The organism is Pseudolysinimonas sp. 10J20-29, from assembly GCF_055809595.1.
On the sequence record NZ_CM147917.1, the window covers coordinates 111,767 to 131,891 of the forward strand.

Annotated in this window: 21 protein-coding genes and 1 pseudogene; 14 read left to right on the forward strand and 8 right to left on the reverse strand. The window is 71.3% G+C overall.

The window, feature by feature from the left end; genetic code table 11:
- Positions 1-162: 162 nt before the first annotated feature.
- From aspS to AC0L6Y_RS00595, 3 genes are all read right to left on the reverse strand, one after another.
- Complete coding sequence (gene aspS / locus AC0L6Y_RS00585; RefSeq protein ID WP_473553614.1) at positions 163-1,494, reverse strand: aspartate--tRNA(Asn) ligase; 1,332 nt, start codon at positions 1,492-1,494, stop codon at positions 163-165.
- 61 nt (positions 1,495-1,555) lie between these two features.
- Complete coding sequence (locus AC0L6Y_RS00590; RefSeq protein ID WP_473553617.1) at positions 1,556-1,912, reverse strand: HNH endonuclease; 357 nt, start codon at positions 1,910-1,912, stop codon at positions 1,556-1,558.
- Positions 1,913-1,923: 11 nt separating this feature from the next.
- A complete protein-coding gene (locus AC0L6Y_RS00595; protein WP_473553621.1) occupies positions 1,924-2,304 on the reverse strand; it encodes a MerR family transcriptional regulator in 381 nt (126 codons plus the stop codon).
- A gap of 166 nt (positions 2,305-2,470) precedes the next feature.
- Here AC0L6Y_RS00595 and AC0L6Y_RS00600 point away from each other — a divergent pair, with 166 nt between their 5' ends.
- The 6 genes and pseudogenes from AC0L6Y_RS00600 to ccsB all read left to right on the forward strand — a co-directional run bounded on the left by AC0L6Y_RS00600 (position 2,471) and on the right by ccsB (position 8,602).
- Positions 2,471-3,994: a SulP family inorganic anion transporter gene (locus tag AC0L6Y_RS00600; protein WP_473553625.1), complete on the forward strand. Its 1,524-nt coding sequence runs from the start codon at positions 2,471-2,473 to the stop codon at positions 3,992-3,994.
- 42 nt (positions 3,995-4,036) lie between these two features.
- Positions 4,037-4,669 (forward strand): histidine phosphatase family protein, encoded by a 633-nt coding sequence (locus tag AC0L6Y_RS00605; RefSeq protein WP_473553627.1) that lies wholly within the window; start codon positions 4,037-4,039, stop codon positions 4,667-4,669.
- Complete coding sequence (locus AC0L6Y_RS00610; RefSeq protein WP_473553630.1) at positions 4,669-5,265, forward strand: TlpA family protein disulfide reductase; 597 nt, start codon at positions 4,669-4,671, stop codon at positions 5,263-5,265. The genes AC0L6Y_RS00605 and AC0L6Y_RS00610 overlap by 1 nt, the downstream gene beginning before the upstream one ends.
- Positions 5,262-5,993, forward strand: a complete 732-nt coding sequence (locus AC0L6Y_RS00615) for a cytochrome c biogenesis CcdA family protein (RefSeq protein WP_473553632.1) — start codon at positions 5,262-5,264, stop codon at positions 5,991-5,993. The genes AC0L6Y_RS00610 and AC0L6Y_RS00615 overlap by 4 nt, the downstream gene beginning before the upstream one ends.
- Positions 5,974-7,629, forward strand: a complete 1,656-nt coding sequence (gene resB, locus AC0L6Y_RS00620) for a cytochrome c biogenesis protein ResB (protein WP_473553634.1) — start codon at positions 5,974-5,976, stop codon at positions 7,627-7,629. The genes AC0L6Y_RS00615 and resB overlap by 20 nt, the downstream gene beginning before the upstream one ends.
- Positions 7,629-8,602 (forward strand): annotated as a pseudogene (ccsB, locus tag AC0L6Y_RS00625) (c-type cytochrome biogenesis protein CcsB). Before resB ends, ccsB begins: the two are co-directional and overlap by 1 nt.
- A 9-nt stretch (positions 8,603-8,611) precedes the next feature.
- On the opposite strand, the gene AC0L6Y_RS00630 reads toward ccsB, so the two are convergent.
- Positions 8,612-9,235: a hypothetical protein gene (locus tag AC0L6Y_RS00630; protein ID WP_473553636.1), complete on the reverse strand. Its 624-nt coding sequence runs from the start codon at positions 9,233-9,235 to the stop codon at positions 8,612-8,614.
- 64 nt (positions 9,236-9,299) lie between these two features.
- Positions 9,300-10,295 carry an o-succinylbenzoate synthase gene (locus AC0L6Y_RS00635; RefSeq protein ID WP_473553638.1) on the reverse strand — a complete coding sequence of 332 codons (996 nt, stop codon included), beginning with the start codon at positions 10,293-10,295 and terminating at the stop codon, positions 9,300-9,302.
- Between the two features lie 45 nt (positions 10,296-10,340).
- Between AC0L6Y_RS00635 and AC0L6Y_RS00640 the strand changes: the two genes are divergently transcribed.
- Genes AC0L6Y_RS00640 through AC0L6Y_RS00650 form a run of 3 tightly spaced genes read left to right on the forward strand, consistent with a single transcriptional unit; the run spans position 10,341 to position 13,665 of the window.
- Positions 10,341-11,501: a 1,4-dihydroxy-2-naphthoyl-CoA synthase gene (locus AC0L6Y_RS00640; RefSeq protein WP_473553640.1), complete on the forward strand. Its 1,161-nt coding sequence runs from the start codon at positions 10,341-10,343 to the stop codon at positions 11,499-11,501.
- 16 nt (positions 11,502-11,517) lie between these two features.
- On the forward strand, positions 11,518-12,642 hold the full coding sequence (locus AC0L6Y_RS00645) for an AMP-binding protein (protein WP_473553642.1): 1,125 nt from the start codon (positions 11,518-11,520) through the stop codon (positions 12,640-12,642).
- A gap of 9 nt (positions 12,643-12,651) precedes the next feature.
- Positions 12,652-13,665: a 1,4-dihydroxy-2-naphthoate polyprenyltransferase gene (locus tag AC0L6Y_RS00650; protein WP_473553644.1), complete on the forward strand. Its 1,014-nt coding sequence runs from the start codon at positions 12,652-12,654 to the stop codon at positions 13,663-13,665.
- Here AC0L6Y_RS00650 and AC0L6Y_RS00655 read toward each other — a convergent pair.
- On the reverse strand, positions 13,662-13,913 hold the full coding sequence (locus AC0L6Y_RS00655; RefSeq protein WP_473553646.1) for a DUF4229 domain-containing protein: 252 nt from the start codon (positions 13,911-13,913) through the stop codon (positions 13,662-13,664). The genes AC0L6Y_RS00650 and AC0L6Y_RS00655 overlap by 4 nt on opposite strands.
- Positions 13,914-13,952: 39 nt before the next feature.
- On the opposite strand from AC0L6Y_RS00655, the gene AC0L6Y_RS00660 reads away from it, so the two are divergent.
- Genes AC0L6Y_RS00660 through AC0L6Y_RS00675 form a run of 4 tightly spaced genes read left to right on the forward strand, consistent with a single transcriptional unit; the run spans position 13,953 to position 17,408 of the window.
- Complete coding sequence (locus AC0L6Y_RS00660; protein ID WP_473553649.1) at positions 13,953-14,297, forward strand: PLD nuclease N-terminal domain-containing protein; 345 nt, start codon at positions 13,953-13,955, stop codon at positions 14,295-14,297.
- The gene (menD, locus tag AC0L6Y_RS00665; RefSeq protein ID WP_473553651.1) at positions 14,278-15,945 is read left to right on the forward strand and encodes a 2-succinyl-5-enolpyruvyl-6-hydroxy-3-cyclohexene-1-carboxylic-acid synthase; all 1,668 of its coding nucleotides are present in this window, start codon (positions 14,278-14,280) and stop codon (positions 15,943-15,945) included. Before AC0L6Y_RS00660 ends, menD begins: the two co-directional genes overlap by 20 nt.
- Before the next feature lie 9 nt (positions 15,946-15,954).
- The gene (locus AC0L6Y_RS00670) at positions 15,955-16,779 is read left to right on the forward strand and encodes a PPK2 family polyphosphate kinase (RefSeq protein ID WP_473553653.1); all 825 of its coding nucleotides are present in this window, start codon (positions 15,955-15,957) and stop codon (positions 16,777-16,779) included.
- The gene (locus AC0L6Y_RS00675; RefSeq protein WP_473553655.1) at positions 16,779-17,408 is read left to right on the forward strand and encodes a class I SAM-dependent methyltransferase; all 630 of its coding nucleotides are present in this window, start codon (positions 16,779-16,781) and stop codon (positions 17,406-17,408) included. The genes AC0L6Y_RS00670 and AC0L6Y_RS00675 overlap by 1 nt, the downstream gene beginning before the upstream one ends.
- A gap of 4 nt (positions 17,409-17,412) precedes the next feature.
- Here AC0L6Y_RS00675 and AC0L6Y_RS00680 read toward each other — a convergent pair whose 3' ends face one another.
- Together AC0L6Y_RS00680 and AC0L6Y_RS00685 are read right to left on the reverse strand one after the other, a co-directional pair.
- Entirely contained in the window at positions 17,413-18,039 is a 627-nt protein-coding gene (locus AC0L6Y_RS00680) for a GyrI-like domain-containing protein (RefSeq protein ID WP_473553658.1), read from the reverse strand.
- Positions 18,040-18,046: 7 nt separating this feature from the next.
- Positions 18,047-19,279 (reverse strand): isochorismate synthase, encoded by a 1,233-nt coding sequence (locus AC0L6Y_RS00685; protein WP_473553660.1) that lies wholly within the window; start codon positions 19,277-19,279, stop codon positions 18,047-18,049.
- Positions 19,280-19,353: 74 nt separating this feature from the next.
- Here AC0L6Y_RS00685 and ubiE point away from each other — a divergent pair, with 74 nt between their 5' ends.
- The gene (gene ubiE, locus AC0L6Y_RS00690) at positions 19,354-20,109 is read left to right on the forward strand and encodes a bifunctional demethylmenaquinone methyltransferase/2-methoxy-6-polyprenyl-1,4-benzoquinol methylase UbiE (protein WP_473558559.1); all 756 of its coding nucleotides are present in this window, start codon (positions 19,354-19,356) and stop codon (positions 20,107-20,109) included.
- The last annotated feature ends 16 nt before the right edge of the window (positions 20,110-20,125 follow it).

Genomic DNA, 20,125 nt, shown 5'->3' on the forward strand with positions numbered 1-20,125 from the left:
TCCTTGTAACAACGTGTTGGGAATGCGTTTTCCAGAAACATATGGAAAGCGCATACCGATGTCAACCTTCGAGATGGAGCTGTGACGAAAACCGACACCGACGCACCCGATCGCAACGCGAGCGGGGCCGAGTCTCCGGCCCCGAGAACGCGCCGCCCGCCACTACGGAGTGAGGCGGTTCGGTCCGCGGAACAGGTACGTGACCTCGCGGATCGACGACTGGTGCAGCAGCAGCATGATCACGCGGCTGAGGCCCATGCCGAACCCGCCGTGCGGCGGCACGCCGTAGCGGAAGAAGTCGAGGTAGAAGTCGAGCTCCTCGGGCTCGAGGCCCTTCTCCTTCGCCTGCTCGATCAGCACGTCGACCCGGTGCTCGCGCTGGGCGCCGGTCGAGATCTCGACGCCGTTGAAGACGAGGTCGTAGCTGTTCGTGAGGCTCGCGTCGCCCTCGTGGCGCATGTGGTAGAACGGCCGGATTCCGGTCGCGTAGTCGGTCACGAAGACGAACTCGTGGCCGAGCTCCTCGCGCACGTACTCGCTCAGGCGGCGCTCGCCCTCGGGGTCGAGGTCGCCGTCGGCGCGCGGCACCGTGTAGCCGCGCTTCTCGAGGATCTGGTGCGCCTCGGCGAGCGGGATGCGCGGGAACGGCAGGCTCGGAACGGTGACGGTCACGCCGAACGCGGCCTCGATCTCGGCGCCGTGCTTCTCGGCGACCGCGGTCAGGCCGGCCACGAGCAGCTGCTCGTGCATCCGCATGACGTCCTCGTGGCTCGTGACCCAGCTCATCTCGGCGTCCACCGAGATGAACTCGGTCGCGTGGCGGCTCGTGAAGCTCGGGTCAGCGCGGAACGCGGGCGCCACTTCGAAGACCTTGCCGAAGCCGGCCGGCTGCGCCATCTGCTTGAAGAACTGCGGGCTCTGCGCGAGGTAGGCGGTGGTCTCGAAGTACTCGACCTCGAACAGCTCGGCGCGCGACTCGGAGGCGCTGGCCATGAGCTTCGGGGTGTGGATCTCGATGAAGTCGTTCTCGACCCACCAGGTGCGCAGCGCGTGCAGGAACGTCGTCTGCACGCGGAAGATCAGGTTCTGCTCCGGGCGGCGCAGGTCGAGGAAGCGCCAGTCGAGGCGCTTGTCGATCGAGGAGTCGTCGGCGATCGGCGAGTCGAGGGCGGGAGCCGCCACGTCGAGGCCCGAGAGCTTGATCTCCAGGCCGCCGAGCTTCACGCGCTCGTCGTGCTTGAGCTCGCCGGTCACCGTGAGGAAGGTGCCGCTCGAGAGCGCCGAGATCGACTCGGTGAGCTCCAGCGCGGGCTGCTGCTCGGGGCTCTCGGCCTCGCGCGTCGCCGGGTTGACGAGCTGAACCGCTCCCGATTCGTCGCGCAGGATGACGAACTGCACCTTCTTTTGATCTCGCACCGTTTCCACCCATCCGGAGACGGAGACGGGGCCGTCGGCAAGCGCGGCGAGGTTCTTGATCAGAGTGCGGTCGGTCACGGGGGTCGAGTCTACTTCGACGGCGCGGACCGCACGGTGCGCGGCCCGGAGCCGGCGGCGCTCAGGCCTCGGGCGAGTGCGGACGGAGCTCGGCGACCACCTCGGCGAAGCGCACCAGGAAGCGCGGCTCGTCCAGGCGCTTGCGCCGCATCCACGAGGTGACCTCGTCGTTGCTCTTGCTCGCGTTGCACGAGGCGCAGGCCGGCACCACGTTGTCGAGGGTGTAACGCCCGCCGCGCGAGATCGGCAGCACGCAGTCCTTCTGCAAAGCGGGGGAGAGGCTGCCGCAATACGCGCAGCCGCCCCAGGCCGCGACGATCGCCTCCCACTGCGGCGGCGTCAGGTCGTTGTCGGCGAGTGCGACGCGCCGCCGGCGACGTCGGGCCGCCCGCACGCGTCGAGAGCCGCCGGTCGCCATGACCTCAGAACCTAGCCCTCGGCACCGCGCAGCGAGCGGAGGCGCGTGAGGAAGTCGTCGGCCATCGCGACCTGCCCGAGCAGGGCGGTGCGGCGATCCTCCGCATCCGCGATGAAGCGGTTGAGCTCGGCGATGTCGTGCTGCTGGGTGGCGTCGTTGATGGCCGCGAGCACGGTCGCCATCTGCTCGAGCGAGTAGCCGAGCGGCTTCATGCGGCGGATGACGAGCAGGCGCTCGAGGTCGGATTCGGTGTACTCGCGGTATCCGGCCGTCGTGCGGCCGCTCGGCGTCAGCAGGCCGATCTCGTCGTAGTGGCGCAGCGTGCGCAGCGACAGCCCGGAGCGCTCGGCCAGCTCGCCGATGTGCATGACCGTGCCCGGTGCGCTGCTCATGCGATCCCTCCCAACCTTCACGTTACGGTAGTGTTCCTGGGGGCGCGGCTCGCCGTGCCCTCCGCCGCCACGGCGGTCCACTCTCTCGTATCGTGCGACGCGGCGCGGTATCTCCGCCCCAGTGTCTCGTGCCGAGCGCTCTCGGGGCCCGTCCCTCAGGAGTCCCATGACCACGCCTGCCCCCGCGCCCATCCGGCCGAACCGCTACAAGGCCGAGCCGAGCGTGCTGACCGCGCTGCGCACGCCGCGCATCCTCACCCGCGAGGTGCTCGCCGGTCTCGTCGTCGCGCTCGCGCTCATCCCCGAGGCCATCTCGTTCTCGATCATCGCGGGCGTCGACCCGCGGGTGGGCCTGTTCTCCTCGTTCGTGATGGCCGTCTCGATCGCCTTCCTCGGCGGACGCCCCGCGATGATCACCGCCGCCACCGCGGCCGTCGCCGTCGTCATCGCGCCGGTCATGCGCGACTACGGCTTCGACTACTTCATCGCGACCGTCATCCTGGGCGGCGTCTTCCAGGTGATCATGGGCCTGCTCGGCGTCGCCAAGCTCATGCGCTTCATTCCGCGCAGCGTCATGATCGGATTCGTCAACGCGCTCGCGATCCTGATCTTCAGCGCGCAGCTGCCGCACCTGATCGGCGTGCCGTGGCTGGTCTACCCGCTGGTCGCGGGCGGCATCCTGATCATGGTGCTGATGCCGAAGCTCACCAAGGTGGTCCCGGCGCCGCTGGTCGCGATCGCGCTGACCACCGCCGTCGTCGTGGTGATGGCGCTCAACGTGCCGACCGTGGGCGACGAGGGCGAGCTGCCGAAGAGCCTGCCCGAGCTGTTCATCCCGAACGTGCCGCTCACCTGGGAGACCTTCACGATCATCGCGCCCTACGCGCTCGCCATGGCGGTCGTCGGTCTGCTCGAATCGCTCATGACCGCGAAGCTCGTCGACGAGGTCACCGACACCCACTCGCGCAAGACCCGTGAGGCGTGGGCGCAGGGCGTCGCCAACCTCCTCTCCGGCTTCTTCGGCGGCATGGGCGGCTGCGCGATGATCGGCCAGACGATGATCAACGTCAAGGCCTCCGGGGCGCGCACCCGCATCTCGACCTTCCTCGCCGGCGTGTTCCTGCTGATCCTCGTCGTCGGACTCGGCGACCTGGTCGCCATCATCCCGATGGCGGCGCTCGTGGCCGTCATGGTGATGGTCTCGGTCGCGACCTTCGACTGGCACAGCATCCGGCCCTCCACGCTCAAGCGCATGCCGAAGAGCGAGACGGCCGTCATGGTCGCCACCGTCGTGATCGTCGTGCTGACCCACAACCTCGCGATCGGCGTCGTCGCCGGCGTCCTCGTCGCGATGGTGCTGTTCGCGCGGCGCGTGGCGCACTTCGTCACCGTGACGCGCGTGCTGCCCGACGACGAGCAGGTCCCCACCGCGTACTACACGGTCGACGGCGAGCTGTTCTTCGCCTCGAGCAACGACCTGACCACCCAGTTCGAGTACGCCGACGACCCGGAGCGGGTCGTGATCGACATGTCGAACTCGCACATCTGGGATGCCTCCACCGTGGCGGCGCTCGACGCGATCGTCACCAAGTACGAGCAGCACGACAAGCGCGTCGTGCTGGTGGGGATGAACCAGGCGACCACCGACTTCCACGGCCGACTCAGCGGAGGCGTCGGCGGCGGTCAGTGACCCCGTCCGGCCGCACTCGGCAAGCCCGCCTACAATCGAGCCGTGCCTGCTGACCTCGTTCATCTCGTCCGTCACGGAGAGGTCGAGAACCCGACCCGGATCCTCTACGGGCAGCTCGAGGGCTTCGGGCTGAGCGAGCTGGGCCATCGGATGGCGGAGGCGGCCGCCGCGTCGCTCGACGGCCACAGCATCACCGGCATCCTCTCGAGCCCGCTGCAGCGCGCGCAGGAGAGCGCCGCGCCGTGGGCCGCGCGCTTCGGCCGCGGCGTGGTGCTCGACGAGCGGCTCATCGAGCCGCGCAACCGCTTTCAGGGGATCAACGTGCGACGGGACCTGCGGCGTCGGCCGGGGCTGTGGCCGTACGCGGTCAACCCGCTGCGTCCCTCCTGGGGGGAGCCGTTCGCCTCGATCCGCGCCCGCATGATGTCGGTCATCGCCGAAGCGCACGAGGTGGCCAGCGGGGGAGAGATCGTGCTGGTCAGCCACCAGCTGCCGATCTGGATGGTCGCGCGCAGCGTCTCGGGGCGTCGGCTCGCGCACGATCCGCGCGCCCGCCGCTGCACGCTGTCGAGCATCACGACGCTCGCCAAGGAGGGCGACCGCTTCGTCGAGGTCGACTACCGCGAGCCCGCGGGACACCTGCTGGCCCAGTCGATCGACCTCGGGGCGGTCTGATGCGCGCCCCCGCCGCAGCGCTCGCGCTGCTCCTCTCCGTCGCCCTCGTCGGCTGCTCGACCGCCTCGGGCGGGCTGCTCGACGACTACAACGCGGGCGACGACGGCGGCAACTACGTCTCCGGCGACGGCACGACCACCGCCATCGTCGCCGAGAACCGCGGCGAGCCGATCGAGTTCGCGGGCGAGACCGAGCTGGGCGACACCGTCTCGAGCGAGGAGCTGCTCGGCCGGGTCGTCGTCGTCAACTTCTGGTACTCGACCTGCCCGCCGTGCCGCATCGAGGCCCCCGACCTCGAGCAGCTCCACCTGGACTACCTGGACGACGAGGTGACCTTCCTCGGCGTCAACGTGCGCGACGACGCCGCCACCACGCGCACCTTCGCGGTCGAGTTCGGCATCACCTACCCTTCGATCGTGGATGCGGCGACCAACGACGTGCAGCTCGCCTTCGCCGGCAAGATCGCGCCGAACGCGGTGCCGACGACCCTCGTGCTCGACCGTGAGGGTCGGGTCGCGGCGCGGATCTCCGGACTCGTCTCCGACCCCGGACTTCTCGCCCAGTTCATCGACGACGCGCTCGCCGAGGACCTGTGAACCCCGGCGACCTCGCCTTCGCGGGAGACCTCTGGCTTGCGCTGCCGCTCGCGCTCGCCGCGGGACTGCTGTCGTTCGTGTCGCCGTGCGTGCTGCCCTTGGTGCCGGGCTACCTCGGCTACGTGAGCGGCATCGCCAGCGGCGCCGAGCACTCGCGCGGTCGGCTCGTCGCCGGTGCCGCCCTGTTCATCGCCGGGTTCTCGGTCGTCTTCCTCTCGATCTTCGTGCTGATCGGAAGCGTGAGCACGTTCTTCCTGCGCTACCAGCAGCTGCTGCTGACGATCGGCGGCGCGGTCGTCATCCTGATGGGCGTCGTGTTCATCGGGCAGGTCACGGTGCTGCAGCGCCAGGTGAAGCTGACCTGGCAGCCGCGCACCGGGCTCCTCGGCGCGCCCCTGCTCGGCATCGTCTTCGCCGTCGGCTGGACCCCGTGCATCGGCCCGACCCTCGCGGCGATGTCGACGCTCGCCCTCACCGGCGATCTGCCCCGGGCGCTCGCGCTCGGCGTCGCCTACTGCCTGGGCCTCGGCATCCCGTTCCTCCTCGTCGCGCTCGGCTTCGGCTGGGTCGGCACGTCGATCGCCTGGGTCAAGCGTCACCTGCGCGCGATCAACATCACCGGAGGGGCGCTGCTGATCGTGCTCGGACTGCTCATGGTCACCGGCGCCTGGGGTGCCGTCATGACCGCGTTCGGGGGGGTGCTGGCCGGTGTCGTCCTCCCGATCTGATCGCGGCGTCGATCCGCTGCGGCCCGACGACCACGTCGATGCCGCACCGGTCGCCGCGTCGCCGACGCAGCCCCGTCTCGACGCGCGCGGCTACGCCCGCTTCTTCTGGCGACAGCTCACCAGCATGCGCACGGCGATCATCCTGCTGCTGCTGCTCGCGGTCGCCGCGGTGCCCGGCTCGCTCGTGCCGCAGCGCTCCTCCGACCCGAACGGCGTCATCCAGTACGAGCAGCAGTACCCGGATCTCTACCCGGTGCTCGATTCGCTGAGCCTGTTCGACACCTTCAGCTCGCCGTGGTTCTCGGCGATCTACCTGCTGCTGTTCGTCTCGCTCGTCGGCTGCATCCTGCCGCGCACCAAGCACCACTTCGACGCCCTGCGGGCCCGCCCGCCGCGCACCCCCGCGCGCCTGGAGCGCCTCGTCGGGTTCCGCCAAGTGGCGGCGCAGGTCGACCCGGAGCGCGCGGTGGAGTCGGCGCGCTCGGTGCTGCGCGGGCAGGGCTACCGCGTCGAGCGCTACGACGGAAGCGGCGTCCGCTCGATCTCGGCCGAGCGCGGGTACCTTCGCGAGACCGGCAACCTGATCTTCCACATCTCCCTCGTCGGCGTGCTGATCGCGGTCGGCATCGGCGGCGGCTTCGGCTACAGCGGCCAGCGGATCCTCGTGCAGGACACCGCGTTCACCAACAGCCTGGGCAGCTACGACTCGTTCAACCCGGGCCGGTTCTTCCGCGACGATCAGCTCGATCCGTACGCGCTGCGACTGGATGACTTCGTCGCCGAGTACTCGTTCGACCTGGACACGGTGAGCTGGCAGCCGCTCGACTTCGACGCGCAGCTGAGCGTGCGCGAGCAGGGCGGCGAGTGGGAGGCGCAAAGCCTGCGCATCAACGCGCCGCTCGATATCGCGGGAACCCAGGTGTACCTGCTCGGCAACGGCTACGCGCCGATCGTGACCGTGCGCGACCCCGCGGGAACGATCGTCTCCAGCGGCCCGGTCGCCTTCCGTCCCCAGGACAACAACCTGTTCAGCCTCGGCGTGATCAAGGTCCCCGACGGACTCGACGAGCAGATCGGGATGGTCGGGATCTTCGCGCCCGACGCGATCGAGGTCGGCGGCGTCCTGGCCTCGTTCTCGCCCGAGCCGGCCGATCCGCTCCTGCAGCTCGAGATCTACTCCGGCGACCTGGGGCTCGACGACGGGGTCTCGGTCAACGCCTACTCGCTCGACACCGACGACCTGACCCCGCTCGCCGGACGCACCGCCGAGGAGTCCGCGCTCGAGCTCGCGCTCGGCGACGAGGTCGAGCTACCGAACGGCCTCGGCACCGTCGAGTTCACCGAACTGCGCCGCTTCGTCAGCATCGACATCCACCACGACCCCTCGCAGGTCTGGGTGCTGCTGTTCTCGATCACGCTGCTCGGCGGGCTGCTGGTGAGCCTGTTCGTGCCGCGTCGCCGGGTCTGGATCAAGGTGCGCGACTCCGCCGAGGGAGCCGTGCTCGAGTACGCCGGCCTCGCCCGCGGCGAGGACGCCCGACTGGCCGACGCCGTCGCCGACCTGGCGATCCGGCACACGACCGCGCTCGGGGTGCCCGCCCCGGAGCGAGACACCGAACCTAGGATGGACGCGTGATGGACACCCTCGCCGCGTACTCGCTGATCGCGAACTACTCCGCGATCGCGCTCTACGTGCTCGCCTTCCTCGCCTTCGTCGGCGACCTCAGCGCCCGCTCGGCCGCCGTGACCGCCGGGGCCGAGGAGGCTCGGGCGCTCGCCCGCGAGTCGGCGGCCGCGACCGCCGAGGGCACGCGCACCACCCTGCTGGCGCGCCTCGCGCGCCCGACCGCCGAGGCCGCGCACGGCTCCCGCTGGCAGCGTCTCGGTCTCGCCCTCACCGTCCTCGGCTGGGTGCTGCACGTCGCCGCGCTCGTGATGCGCGGCATCGCCGCGGGGCGCGTGCCGTGGGCCAACATGTACGAGTTCGCGCTCACCGGAACCGCGCTCGCCGTGGCCGTGTTCCTCGGCGTTCAGCTCTGGCGCGATCTGCGCTTCCTGGGCGCGTACGTCACCGGCGTCGTCTCGATCCTGCTGGCGCTGGCGACCGTCAACTTCTACGTCGCCGTGTCGCCGCTGCCGCCGCCGCTGCAATCCATCTGGCTGGTCATCCACGTGTTCGTGGCGACGCTCGCCACCGGCTTCTTCGCCATCGGCGGCGGGCTCTCGATCGCGCAGCGCTGCAGGCGCGCCGCGAGTCGGGTCGTGCCGCCGGGTTGCGCTTCCTGCAGACCTTCCCGACCTCCGAAGTGCTGGAGCGCCTCGCCTCGCGCGTCATCGTCGTCGGCTTCGCCCTGTGGACCTTCACCCTCATGGCGGGGGCGATCTGGGCCGAGCGCGCCTGGGGTCGCTACTGGGGATGGGACACCAAAGAGGTGTGGACCTTCATCATCTGGGTCGTGTTCGCCGGCTACATCCACGCACGCGCGACGAAGGGCTGGCGCGGCTCGCGCAGCGCATGGCTGGCGATCGTCGGCTTCGCGGCCGTGCTCTTCAACTTCACGGTCGTCAACCTGCTGTTCAAGGGCCTGCACGCCTACAGCGGACTGTAGGCGCCGGCCTCACGACGCGGGCGTCAGCGCGACCGGAACCCGACCGTCGCCGGTCGAGAACTGGATGACGACCTCGTCGGCGGTGCACTCGTAGGGCGCCTCGTTGAACGGGTGCGAGGCGAGGATGTCGCCGAACAGGTCGCTGCCGTCCATCTCGACACCGCCGACGTCGACGGTCATCGAGACGTCGCTCTCGTTGTGCGAGGTCGCGATCACGCCGCCGGCGACCTCGTAGTCGCCGCGGATGCTGCCCGCGATCGCCCCGGCGCCGTCGATGCCCGCATCGAAGGTCAGCGTCAGCGTGAAGTCGGGCGTGTAGGTGTAGCTCGTCTCGGTGAAGCTCAGCCCGGTGTCGCCGTCGATGGTCATCGTGAGCCCGCCGCCGGACTCCGCGCCGACGGCGTCGTAGAAGACCTGCATCTGGTCCTGCGTGATGCGCCAGTCGCCGATCAGGCAGGTCGACTGGTCGATCTCGGCGTCGCCGCCCGAACCGCCGCTGCCGCCGGTCGCCTCGCCGCTGGTTGAGGCATCCGGGTCGGCGGTCGTCGCGCCGCCGGTGCACCCGGTCAGGGCGAGGGCGACGGCGGTGCCGGCGATGAGCAAAGCAGACGTGGAAAGCGGCAGGGTGATCATGAGGCCTCCTCGGTGCGGTGTCTCGACCCTAACCGGGCCCGGGGGTGCCTGATAGGGGCAGAAACTACTCAGGTTCGGTCAGCAGCCGGTGGCACCGTTCCAACCGGTCCCGCCACCACGCGACCCGGTCGGGCGCGGCCGCGTGCTCCCGCACGAGGTCGTCGTCGACATCGATGCGGCGCACCGGCACCTCGCCGTCCACCGGCACCAGCGGATCGCGGGTCACGTCGGCGGCGAGCAGCGCGGCCGTGCCGAGGCCGCAGTCGAACAGCAGTTCCGGCACCGCGGCGGCGAGCCGTGCGCCCATCGCGAGGCCGACGCTCGACTCGAGAGCGCTCGAGATCACCACGGGAAGCCCCGCATCGGCGGCGATCGCCAGGGCGGTGCGCACCCCGCCGAGCGGGGCCGCCTTGATCACCAGAAGATCCGCCGCGCCGGCGCGGGCGACGGCGAGCGGGTCCTCGGCCTTCCGCACGCTCTCATCGGCGGCGATCGGCAGCTGCCAGTCGCGCAGCCGTTCACGCAGCTCGGCGAGCTCGTCGACGCTCGCGCAGGGCTGCTCCAGATACTCGAGGTCGAACGGCGCCAGCAGGTGGGCGGCGTGCTCGGCCTCGTCGACGTTCCACGCCCCGTTCGCGTCGACGCGGATGCGCCCGACCGGACCCAGATGCTCGCGTGCGGCGCGAACACGCGCGACGTCGTCGTCGAGGGTCTGGCCGCGCTCGGCGACCTTCACCTTGACGGTGCGCACGTCGCCGAAGCGCTCGAGCACGGCCGGCACGTGCGCGGCGGCGACGGCCGGCAGCGTCGCATTGATCGGGATGCTGTCGCGATAGTGCGGGACCTCCGGCCCCCAGCCCTCGTCGCAGGTCGCCTGCAGCCAGGCGGCCGCCTCGCGGTCGTCGTACTCGACGAACGGCGAGAACTCGGCCCAGCCGCGCGGCCCGCGCACGAGCATGAGCTCGCGCCGGTCGAGGCCGCGGAAGCGGGTTCGCAGCGGCAGCGACACGACCGCCGCGTCGGAGAGCAGCGCATCCAGACTCGGCACCGTCGCATCCATTCCCCCATCCTGCCCCTGAATCGTCCGGCTCAGTAGGCTGAACCCGTGAATCCCGTCGTCTCCGAACTGTTCGATGCGAGCCGGTGGGTCGAGGTTGCCGGCTTCACGGAGCTGACGGACATCACCTACCACCACGACGTGACCGGGCGCATCGCGCGGGTCGCGTTCAACCGGCCCGAGGTGCGCAACGCGTTCCGGCCGCGCACCGTCGACGAGCTCGCGGCGGCGCTCGACGACGCCCGGCAGAACGCGCGCGTCGGGGTCGTGCTGCTCACCGGCAACGGGCCGAGCCCGAAGGACGGCGGCTGGGCGTTCAGCTCGGGCGGCGACCAGCGCATCCGCGGCCGCCACGGCTACCAGTACGAAGAAGGCTCGAGCGCCGAAGGCGGGTCGAGTGCCGCCGAAGGCGGTGTATCGAGACCGGCCGCCGAAGGCGGTGAATCAAGACCGGGTTTCGATACGCCTGCTGCGCAGGCTACTCAACCCGCTGAGGTGAGCGGGTCGAGTGCCGCCGAAGGCGGTGTATCGAGACCGGCCGGCGAAGCCGGTGTATCGAGTCCGGGTTTCGATACGTCGACTGCGTCGACTACTCAACCCGCTGGTTTCGATACGCCTGCTGCGCAGGCTACTCAACCCGCGGGTGCCATGCCCGCGGGGCGGCTGCACATCCTCGAGGTGCAGCGCCTGATCCGCTTCATGCCGAAGGTCGTCATCGCGGTCGTGCCCGGCTGGGCGGCCGGCGGCGGCCACTCGCTGCACGTCGTCTGCGATCTGACGATCGCGAGCGCCGAGCACGCCCGCTTCAAGCAGACCGACGCGGACGTCGGCAGCTTCGATGCCGGCTACGGCAGCGCCTACTTCGCCAAGCAGGTGGGGCAGAAGGTGGCGCGCGAGGTGTTCTTCCTGGCGCGCGAGTACGACGCGCAGCGCGCCTACGAGATGGGCACCGTCAACGCGGTCGTGCCGCACGCCGAGCTGGAGGCGACGGCCCTGGAGTGGGCGGAGGAGATCCTCGGCAAGAGCCCGACCGCGATCCGCATGCTCAAGTACGCGATGAATCTCACCGACGACGGGCTCGTCGGCCAGCAGCTGTTCGCTGGCGAGGCGACGAGGCTCGCCTACGGCACCGACGAGGCGGTCGAGGGTCGGGACGCGTTCCTGGAGAAGCGCGCACCCGACTGGTCGCCCTACCCGTGGCACTACTGAGCGGCTCAGGCTCGCGATGACGCGCACCCTGCGAATCGTCCGTGCCGGCCCCGGCGTGCTCGACGCGCTGCGGACCGCTCTCTCCGGCGGACCGGCGATCCTGGTCACCCCCGACGGGGCGCGACCCGAGGATGTGCCGGGCACCGTCTCGCTGCCGACCGCGCTCGTGGTCGAGAGCAGCGGGTCGACGGGGCGCCCCAAGCGCATCGCGCTCGGCGCGGACGCCGTGCTGGCGAATGCGGCGGCGAGCGAGTCGGCGCTCGGCGGGCCGGGCCAGTGGGTGCTCGCGCTGCCGACCCACTACATCGCCGGCCTCAACGTGCTGACCCGGTCGATCGCGGCGGGCACCATCCCGGTTGCCGTCGCCGAGGGCCCGTTCACGGCGGCGGCGTTCCTGGCGGCGGCGGAGCGGCTCGACGCCCCTGACCGCTTCGTCTCGCTGGTGCCGAGCCAGCTCGCGACGCTGGTCGCCGATCCGGCGGCGCGAGTCGCGCTCGCCCGCTTCGCCGCGGTTCTGGTCGGCGGGCAGGCGACCCCGGCGGCCCTGCTGGCCGAGGCGGCCGACCACGGCATCCGCGTCGTCCGCAGCTACGGCTCCAGCGAGACGAGCGGCGGATGCGTCTACGACGGCCGCCCGAACGGCACGACCGAGGTGCGCATCCACGACGGCGAGGTGCAGCTCGCCGGGCCGACGCTCGCCGAGGGCTACCTGGGCGACCCGGCGCTGACCGACGAGCGCTTCATCCACGATGAGGGCCTGCGCTGGTTCCGAACCGCCGACGCCGGTTACCTGACCGAGGAGCCGGAGCCTCGGCTCGTGGTGACGGGGCGACGCGACGACGTGATCATCTCGGGCGGGGTGAAGGTGGCGCTCGGGGCGATCGAACAGGCGGTGCGCGAGCTGCCCGGACTGTCGGATGCCGTCATCGTCGGCGCACCGGATTCCCGCTGGGGTGAGGTGCCGGTGCTCGTCTCCGCGCACGATGCCGACCTCGCGGCGGTGCGCGCCGCGGTCGCGTCGCTGCTGGGCCCCGCGGCGAGGCCGGCCCGGGTGCTGCGGCTCGCCGAGCTTCCGCTGCTGCCCGGCGGCAAGCCGGATCGGGTCGCGCTGCGGGCCCTCGCCGCCGCCGACACCGCCTAGGCTGACGTCGTGGCCAAGCAGCAACGCATCGACCCCCGCAACATCGAGCGCACCCGCGCCAAGCAGAGCGCCGCCCGCAGCGGCAACCCGGCCAAGCGCGCCCAGAGCGCCCAGGCCGCCGCTCGCGCGCGCGGCCCGGTGCGCCCGGCAACGCTCGGAACCTGGATCGCGGCCTCGCGCCCGCAGACCCTCGCGCTGGCGATCGCTCCGGTCGCCCTCGGCACCGGAGCCGCCGCACTGCTGATGGACTCGTGGACCGAGCACTGGGTGCGGGCGCTGCTCGCGCTCGCCGTGGCGGTGGGTCTGCAGATCGGCGTGAACTACGCCAACGACTACTCCGACGGCGTTCGCGGCACCGACCGCGATCGGGTCGGGCCCGCGCGCCTCGTCGGATCCGGCCGGGCGCAGCCCCGCAAGGTGCTCACCGTCGCGCTCGTGTTCTTCGCCCTCTCGGCGCTCGCCGGCCTCGTGCTGGTCTGGCGCAGCGAGCAGTGGTGGCTGCTCGCCGTCGGCGCGGTGAGCCTGCTCGCCGCCTGGTTCTACACCGGCGGCAAGTGGCCGTACGGGTATCTGCCCCTCGGCGAGCTCGCCGTGCTGATCTTCTTCGGCTTCGTTCCCGTGGCCGGCACGATGCTCGTGCAGGCCGGCACCGTCAACATCGAGGCCTGGCTCGGCGGCGCGGCGCTCGGCTGCTTCGCCGCGGCCGTGCTGCTGGTGAACAACCTGCGCGATCGGGAGCGCGACGCGCTGCACGCCAAGCGCACGCTCTCGGTGATCATCGGGGCGACCGCGTCGAAGGCGCTGTTCACCCTGCTGATCCTGGTGCCCTACGGCATCCTGGCCTTCTTCGTGCTGTTCTACGAGTTCGCCCCGTACGTGTACTTCTCGCTGCTCGCCGCCGCCCCGGCGCTGCTGATCGTGTGGACGGCCAAGACCGCGCGTGAGCTCGTGATCGTGCTGCAGCTCGTGCTGGTGACGTCGCTGACCTTCGGGATCGGGCTCGCCGCCGCGATCGGGTTCTAGTCGCCGTCTTCGACGGTTTCGTCCTCGCCGCGGGTGACGATGCCCGCTTCGCGCCGCTCGCGCGCCGCAAACAGGTCCTCCGCGACTCGGTTGCGCAGGCGCCCGAGCGCGAGGTACGAGATCGCGAGCGCCATGAGCGTGGCCGCGATGGCGGCGATCCACCACTCGATGCCGAGCACGAGCAGAACCACCAGAAGCGCCAGGAAGATTCCCACGCGCGCGAGGCTGTAGATCACCCAGGGACGCATTCCCAAAGTCTACGCGGGCGAGCCGCCTAGAATCGGGGCATGCGTTACGTCCTGATCGGTGGCCTGGCCCTGTTCGCGGTCATGGTCTTCTCCATCGTCGACATCCTGGCGATCGACCGATCCCGCGTGCGTCACCTGCCCAAGTTCGTGTGGGTTGTGCTCGTCATCTTCCTGTCGGCCATCGGCTCGGCCCTGTGGTTCACGCTCGGGCGTGAGCGCCTGAATGGCGGGCGCGGCCCGTCGAGCACGGCGGGTCCGGCGCTCGGCCCCGACGACGACCCCGAGTTCCTGCGCCGCATCGCCCACGATCAGGAACGGGAAGAGCGCATTCGCAAGCTCGAGGAGAAGCTCGCCGAGCTCGACGATGACAACCCCAAGGACTGACCCGGTCTCGCCCGCGAGCGCCTTCGCGACGGCCCTGCTGGGGGAGTTCGCGCGCGCCGGGGTGACCGACATCGTGGTGTGCCCGGGCTCGCGCTCGCAGGCGCTCGCCCTCGCCGCCGCCCGCTTCGAGCGGGCCGGACTCCTGCGCCTGCACGTGCGCATCGACGAGCGCGCCGCCGGCTTTCTCGCCCTCGGCCTGGCGCGCGAGAGCAAGCGGCCCGTCGCCGTGGTGACGACCTCGGGAACGGCGGTCGCGAATCTGCTGCCGGCGGCGCTCGAGGCGGCGCACTCCGGGATTCCGCTCGTGCTGCTGACCGCCGATCGTCCCGATGAGCTGCGCGGCGTCGGCGCCAATCAGACCACCCGTCAGCCGGGGATGTTCGACGTCGCCACCTCGCGCGGCTGGGATGTGCCGGCACCGAGCGCCGGCGATCCCGTCGAGACCGGCGCGGTCGAGCTCGTCGCGGAGGCGCTGCGCGACCTCGCCGGGCCGGTGCACCTGAACTTGGCGTTCCGCGAGCCGCTCTCGGGCGCCGCGCCGCTGCCGGACGTCGACCCGGGCACCTGGGCTCCCGCACCGGCGTCGGCTGATCCGGTCGTGCTGCGCGCGGCCCCCGGCACCGTCGTGGTGGCTGGCACGGGCGCGGGCGAGCAGGCCGAAGAGGCGGCGCGGGCCCTCGGCGCCCCGCTGCTGGCCGAGGTGACCAGCGGCGCCCGCTTCGGCCCGAACCTGGTCGCGGCGTATCGCGAGCTGCTCGACACGGCGAACTTCGGCGACCGCATCGAGCGCGTCATCGTGTTCGGGCACCCGACGCTCAGCCGCGAGATCCCCGCGCTCATCGAGCGCCCCGGGGTCGAGACGATCGTCGTGCGAAGCCCCGGGGTGGACGACTACAACCCGGGCCGCGCGGTCGCCCGCCACCTCGACGCGGTCCGCGTCGTCAACGATCCCGCCGCGGTGGAGTCGGCGCGCTCCTGGGTGGGGCGCTGGGTGCACGCCTCCCGGCAGTTCGTGGCCGTTCCCGAGCAGCGCGGCGCCGTGCTCACCGAGGATCTCGCCGAGCGCGCCCAGTTCGCCCGCGAGCAGCTCGCCCACCTGCGTGCCCCGGTCACCCGGCGGATGCTCGTCGACGCGGTCTGGAACGCGAGCTGGCCGCACGATCGCCTCGTTCTCGGGGCGTCGCGCCTGATCCGCGAGCTCGACCGGGTCGCGCCGGGCAAGAAGCTGCGCGTGCACGCCAACCGCGGGCTCGCCGGCATCGACGGCACGATCGCGACGGCCACCGGCATCGCGCTGGCGGCCGAGGCGGAGGGAGCCGAGGGCATCACCCGCCTGCTGCTCGGCGACCTGGCGCTGCAGCACGATCTCGGCTCGCTGCTGGCCGCCGCGGGGGAGGCCGAACCGCGCCTGCAGGTCATCGTCGGCAACGACGGCGGAGGCTCGATCTTCGATCTGCTCGAGGTCGCCGCCCAGGCCGAGCCCGAGCTGATCGATCGCGTGCTGTACACCCCGCACACGATGGACATCGAGGCGCTCGCGACCGCCGCCGGCTGGGAGTACCGCCGCGTCGACACCCGCGCCGACCTCGACGGCGCGCTCACGCCCGCCCCGGGTCGCACCCTGGTCGAGGTCGCGCTCGCCCGTTAGGGTCGCCGCATGAGAGAACTGCTTCGCGTCGGCGACGGATTCGACCTCGGCGCCGTGGACCCGTCATCGACCCCGGGGGTCGACTTCGACAAGTCGGAGGGGCGGGAGGCGCTGGCCGAGGGGGCCGCCGAGCTCGCGAAGCTGCAGGAGCTGATGTGGGCCAACTCGCGGCACGGCGACGAGCGGCGCGTGCTGCTGGTGCTGCAGGCGATGGACACCGCGGGCAAGGGCGGCGTCGTGCGGCACGTGGTCGGCGCGGTCGACCCGCTCGGCGTCCGGATCGCGGCGTTCAAGGCCCCGACCGAGGAGGAGAAGGCGCACGACTTCCTCTGGCGCATCCGCAAGCGGCTGCCGCAGCCGGGTGAGCTGGGGGTCTTCGACCGCTCGCACTACGAGGATGTGCTGATCCACCGGGTGCGCGGCTTCTCGAGCCCGGAGGTCGTCGAGGAGCGCTACGGCCTCATCAACGACTTCGAGCGCGAGCTGGTCGCGGGCGGCACGAGCGTCGTCAAGGTGATGCTGCACGTCTCGAACGACGAGCAGCGCGAGCGCCTCGCCGAGCGCCTGGACCGCCCCGACAAGCACTGGAAGTACTCGCCGGGCGATGTCGACGAGCGCCGCCTGTGGCCCGCCTACATGGAGGCGTACCAGCTCGCGCTCACGCGCACCTCGACGCCGGAGGCGCCCTGGTTCGTCGTGCCCGCCGATCGCAAGTGGTACGCCCGGCTGGCGGTGCAGAGTCTGCTGCTGGATGCGCTGCGCGGCCTCGACCAGCGCTGGCCGCTCGCCGACTTCGACGTCGAAGCCGAGAAGAAGCGCCTCGCCGCGAGCTGATGGCCGCAGCGCGCACCCCCTCCTGGGCGTCGTACCGCGAGTCGATCGGCGACCGCTCCTCGCTGTTCGCGGCGCTTCGGGAACGCTGGGGCGTCGAGCGGGCGCTCTACCCGGGCAGCTATCTCGATCTGTCGCCGTCGACGGCGATCCCGTCGGTGACCTACGTCGACACGGATCGCCGGGCCGCGCGGTACTTCGCCGATGCCGAGGTGGTGCAGGCGGAGCTCGCCGACGCACAGCGCACCCGAGGCGGTGCGCCCGCGGAGGTGCGGTTCCTGCACGCCGACTACACCGAGGCGCTTCCCCTCGGCGACGGCGCGTTCGAGCTGCTCATCTCGCTGTACGCGGGGCCGGTGTCGGAGCACTGCCGACGCTTCCTTCGCCCCGGCGGGCTGCTGCTGGCGAACGCCAGCCACGGCGACGCGAGCCTCGCGGCGCTGGACGCACGTTTCGAACTGGTGGCGGCCGTGCAGCATCGCGGCGACCGCTATCGACTCGACGAGAACGATCTCGGACGCCATCTCGTCCCGAAGAAGCCGGCGGCCGCCGACCCCGACCTCATCCGCCGCAGCGGGCGCGGGATCGCGTACACCCAGCCCGCCTTCGCCTACCTGTTCCGGCTGAGCTGACCCGCTATCCGCGGGCGGCCTCGACCGGCTGGCGCAGGATGGTGCGCAGCTTCTCGGGGGCGACCCTCCGGACGTCGCTGAGGTAGATCTCGTGGTGGCGCCCCGTCATCCGCAGCCCCTCGGCGGGGATGAACTCCTCGTGCATCCGCTGCAGCACGGGGCCCTCGTCGTCGAAGGATCCGAGGTGCAGGGTCTGCACGCAGAGTCCCTCCGACAGCGTCTCGAAACTCACATCGCCCAGTCGTGCGGGCGGGGTCTTCGCCCCCGCGCGCTCGATCGCCGTCTCGACCAGGGCGTCATCGATCCAGTCCGGCACCATGATCATCAGGGTCCAGTTCCACTGGGTCTTGTCGCGCGAGCTCGTGAACACGCTCATGTCCTCGGCCCACCACAGGCCTTCCAGCGGCGGCACGACGTAGTCGCGCCCGAGGTCGAGCTTGCTCGCGAACTTGAGCTTGTAGGCGACCGGATAGAGGGCTTCGAGGGCGCCGGTGTACTGCGCTGAGGCGCCCGGGGCACCGTGCCCGTCGACCATCAGGTAGCTCAGATCGGGCACCTCGAGCAGGCGGAACTCGCCGATCGGGGCCCGGAAGCAGTCCAGGCTCTTCTTCAGATCGACCTTGTTCGACATGGTCGACCTAGCCGAACGCCTCGACCACGGGCCGGAACTTGAGCCGCGTCTCGGCCAGCTCATGCTCCGGGTCGGAGCCGGCGACGATCCCCGCGCCCGCGAACGCGCGGATGTCGCCCTCCTCGCTGACCTCCGCCGAACGCAGCGCGACCGCCCACTTGCCGTCACCGGCCGCGTTGACCCAGCCGACCGGTCCGCCGTAGAGGCCGCGGTCGGAGGGCTCCAGCTCGTGGATGAGCTCGAGCGCGGCGCTGCGCGGGGTGCCCGCGACGGCGGCCGTCGGATGCAGTTCGGCCACGAGGTCGAGGCTCGTGGACCCGTCGCTCAGGGTGCCCTCGACGTCGCTGGCCAGGTGCCAGAGGTTCGGCAGCTTCAGCGCGTACGGCATCTCGCTCGCCGCGATGTGCGGGGCGTGCGGCGCCAGCGCCTGGACGACGCTGCGCACCGCGTAGCCGTGCTCGTCGAGGTCCTTCGTCGAGGTCGCCAGCCGCACGGCGGCCGCGTGGTCGGCGTCGGCATCCGCCCCTCGACCGATGCTGCCCGCCAGCACGCGCGCACTGACCGTGCCGCGCTTGACCCGCACGAGCGTCTCGGGGCTGGAGCCGAGGAACCGGTCGACCGCGAACGTCCAGGTGTCGGGGTAGCTCAGCGCGAGATGCATCAGCACCCGGCGGAGGTCGGCGGTCTGCGGGAGGTGCCCGACCATGTCGCGCGCCAGGACGACCTTGTGCAGGCTGCCCTCGGCGATCCGGGAGACCGCCTGGCGGACGGCGGCCGCGTAGGCGTCGCCGTCGAGTCGGCCCGGATGCAGCCGCAGTCGGTATTCGGGCCCGAGCGGCTCGGCCGTGACCTCGTCGTCGGCCCCGTTGATGCGGGTCACCCAGCTCACGCCGCCGCGACGGCCGAGGATGACGCGGGGAACGATCAGCACGCTCGCGCGCTCCGAGTCGTCGGCGAAGCCGAACGCGCCGAACGCGATCAGTCCGCTGCCGGAGCGCTGCACCGGGTCGTCGACCGTGGCGGCGGCGACGATGCGCCGCCAGGTCTCGGCCGCCTCACGCACGCGGTCGGGCCCGCGGAACTCGAGACGCAGCGCCTCGCCCAGACCGGCGACGCCCTCGCCGCGACGCACGAACAGCAGAGGGTGCTGGGCATCGAGGAGGGGCAGCAGTGAACCGAAGGGTTCGACCGCGCGGGTCTCGACTGTCAACGCAGGGATCTGCGACCGAAGTTCCGTCACCTCCCTAGCCTAGATCGCGCACGGCAACCATGCGGGCGGGCTTACTAGGATGGGTTCCCGTGAACAGAGCCGACATGGACAAGGCCCCGGACGACGTCGCTGGGATGTTCACCGAGGTCGCCGCCCGCTACGACGTCACCAACACGGTGCTCTCGGCGGGCAATGCGGCCCTCTGGCGGATGGCGACCGTTCGCGCGGTCGCCCCGCAGCCGCGCGAGCGCATCCTCGATGTGGCCGCCGGCACCGGCACGTCGTCGGCCGCGCTCGCCCGGCACGGTGCCACGGTCGTCGCCGTCGACTTCTCGCCGGGCATGGTCGAGGTGGGCCGCAAGAAGCACCCCAAGATCGAGTTCGTCGAGGCGAACGCCGAGCGCCTGCCGTTCGGCGACAACGAGTTCGACGCCGTCACGATCAGCTTCGGCCTGCGCAACGTCGAGCACCCGAAGGTGGCGCTCGCCGAGATGTATCGGGTGCTCAAGCCCGGCGGTCGTCTCGTGATCTGCGAGTTCTCGCGGCCGCCGCAGGTGCTCGTGCGCGCCGGCTACCACGCCTACCTCAAGCACGTGATGCCGCTGGTGGCCCGAGCCTCGAGCTCGAACCCGGAGGCCTACGACTACCTCGCCGAGTCGATCGAGGCCTGGCCGGACCAGGGAACGCTGAGCCAGTGGATCCGCGGCGTCGGATTCACGCGGGTGGCGCACCGCAATCTGACCAGCGGCGTCGTGGCGCTGCACCGCGGGCGGAAGCCGGAAGACGCGGCCATCCGGGCGACGACGGCGAAGCGCCGCGCCACGCGCCAACGGCGCTCGACGACTGAGCCCGCGGCGTGAGTCCGCACGAGACAAG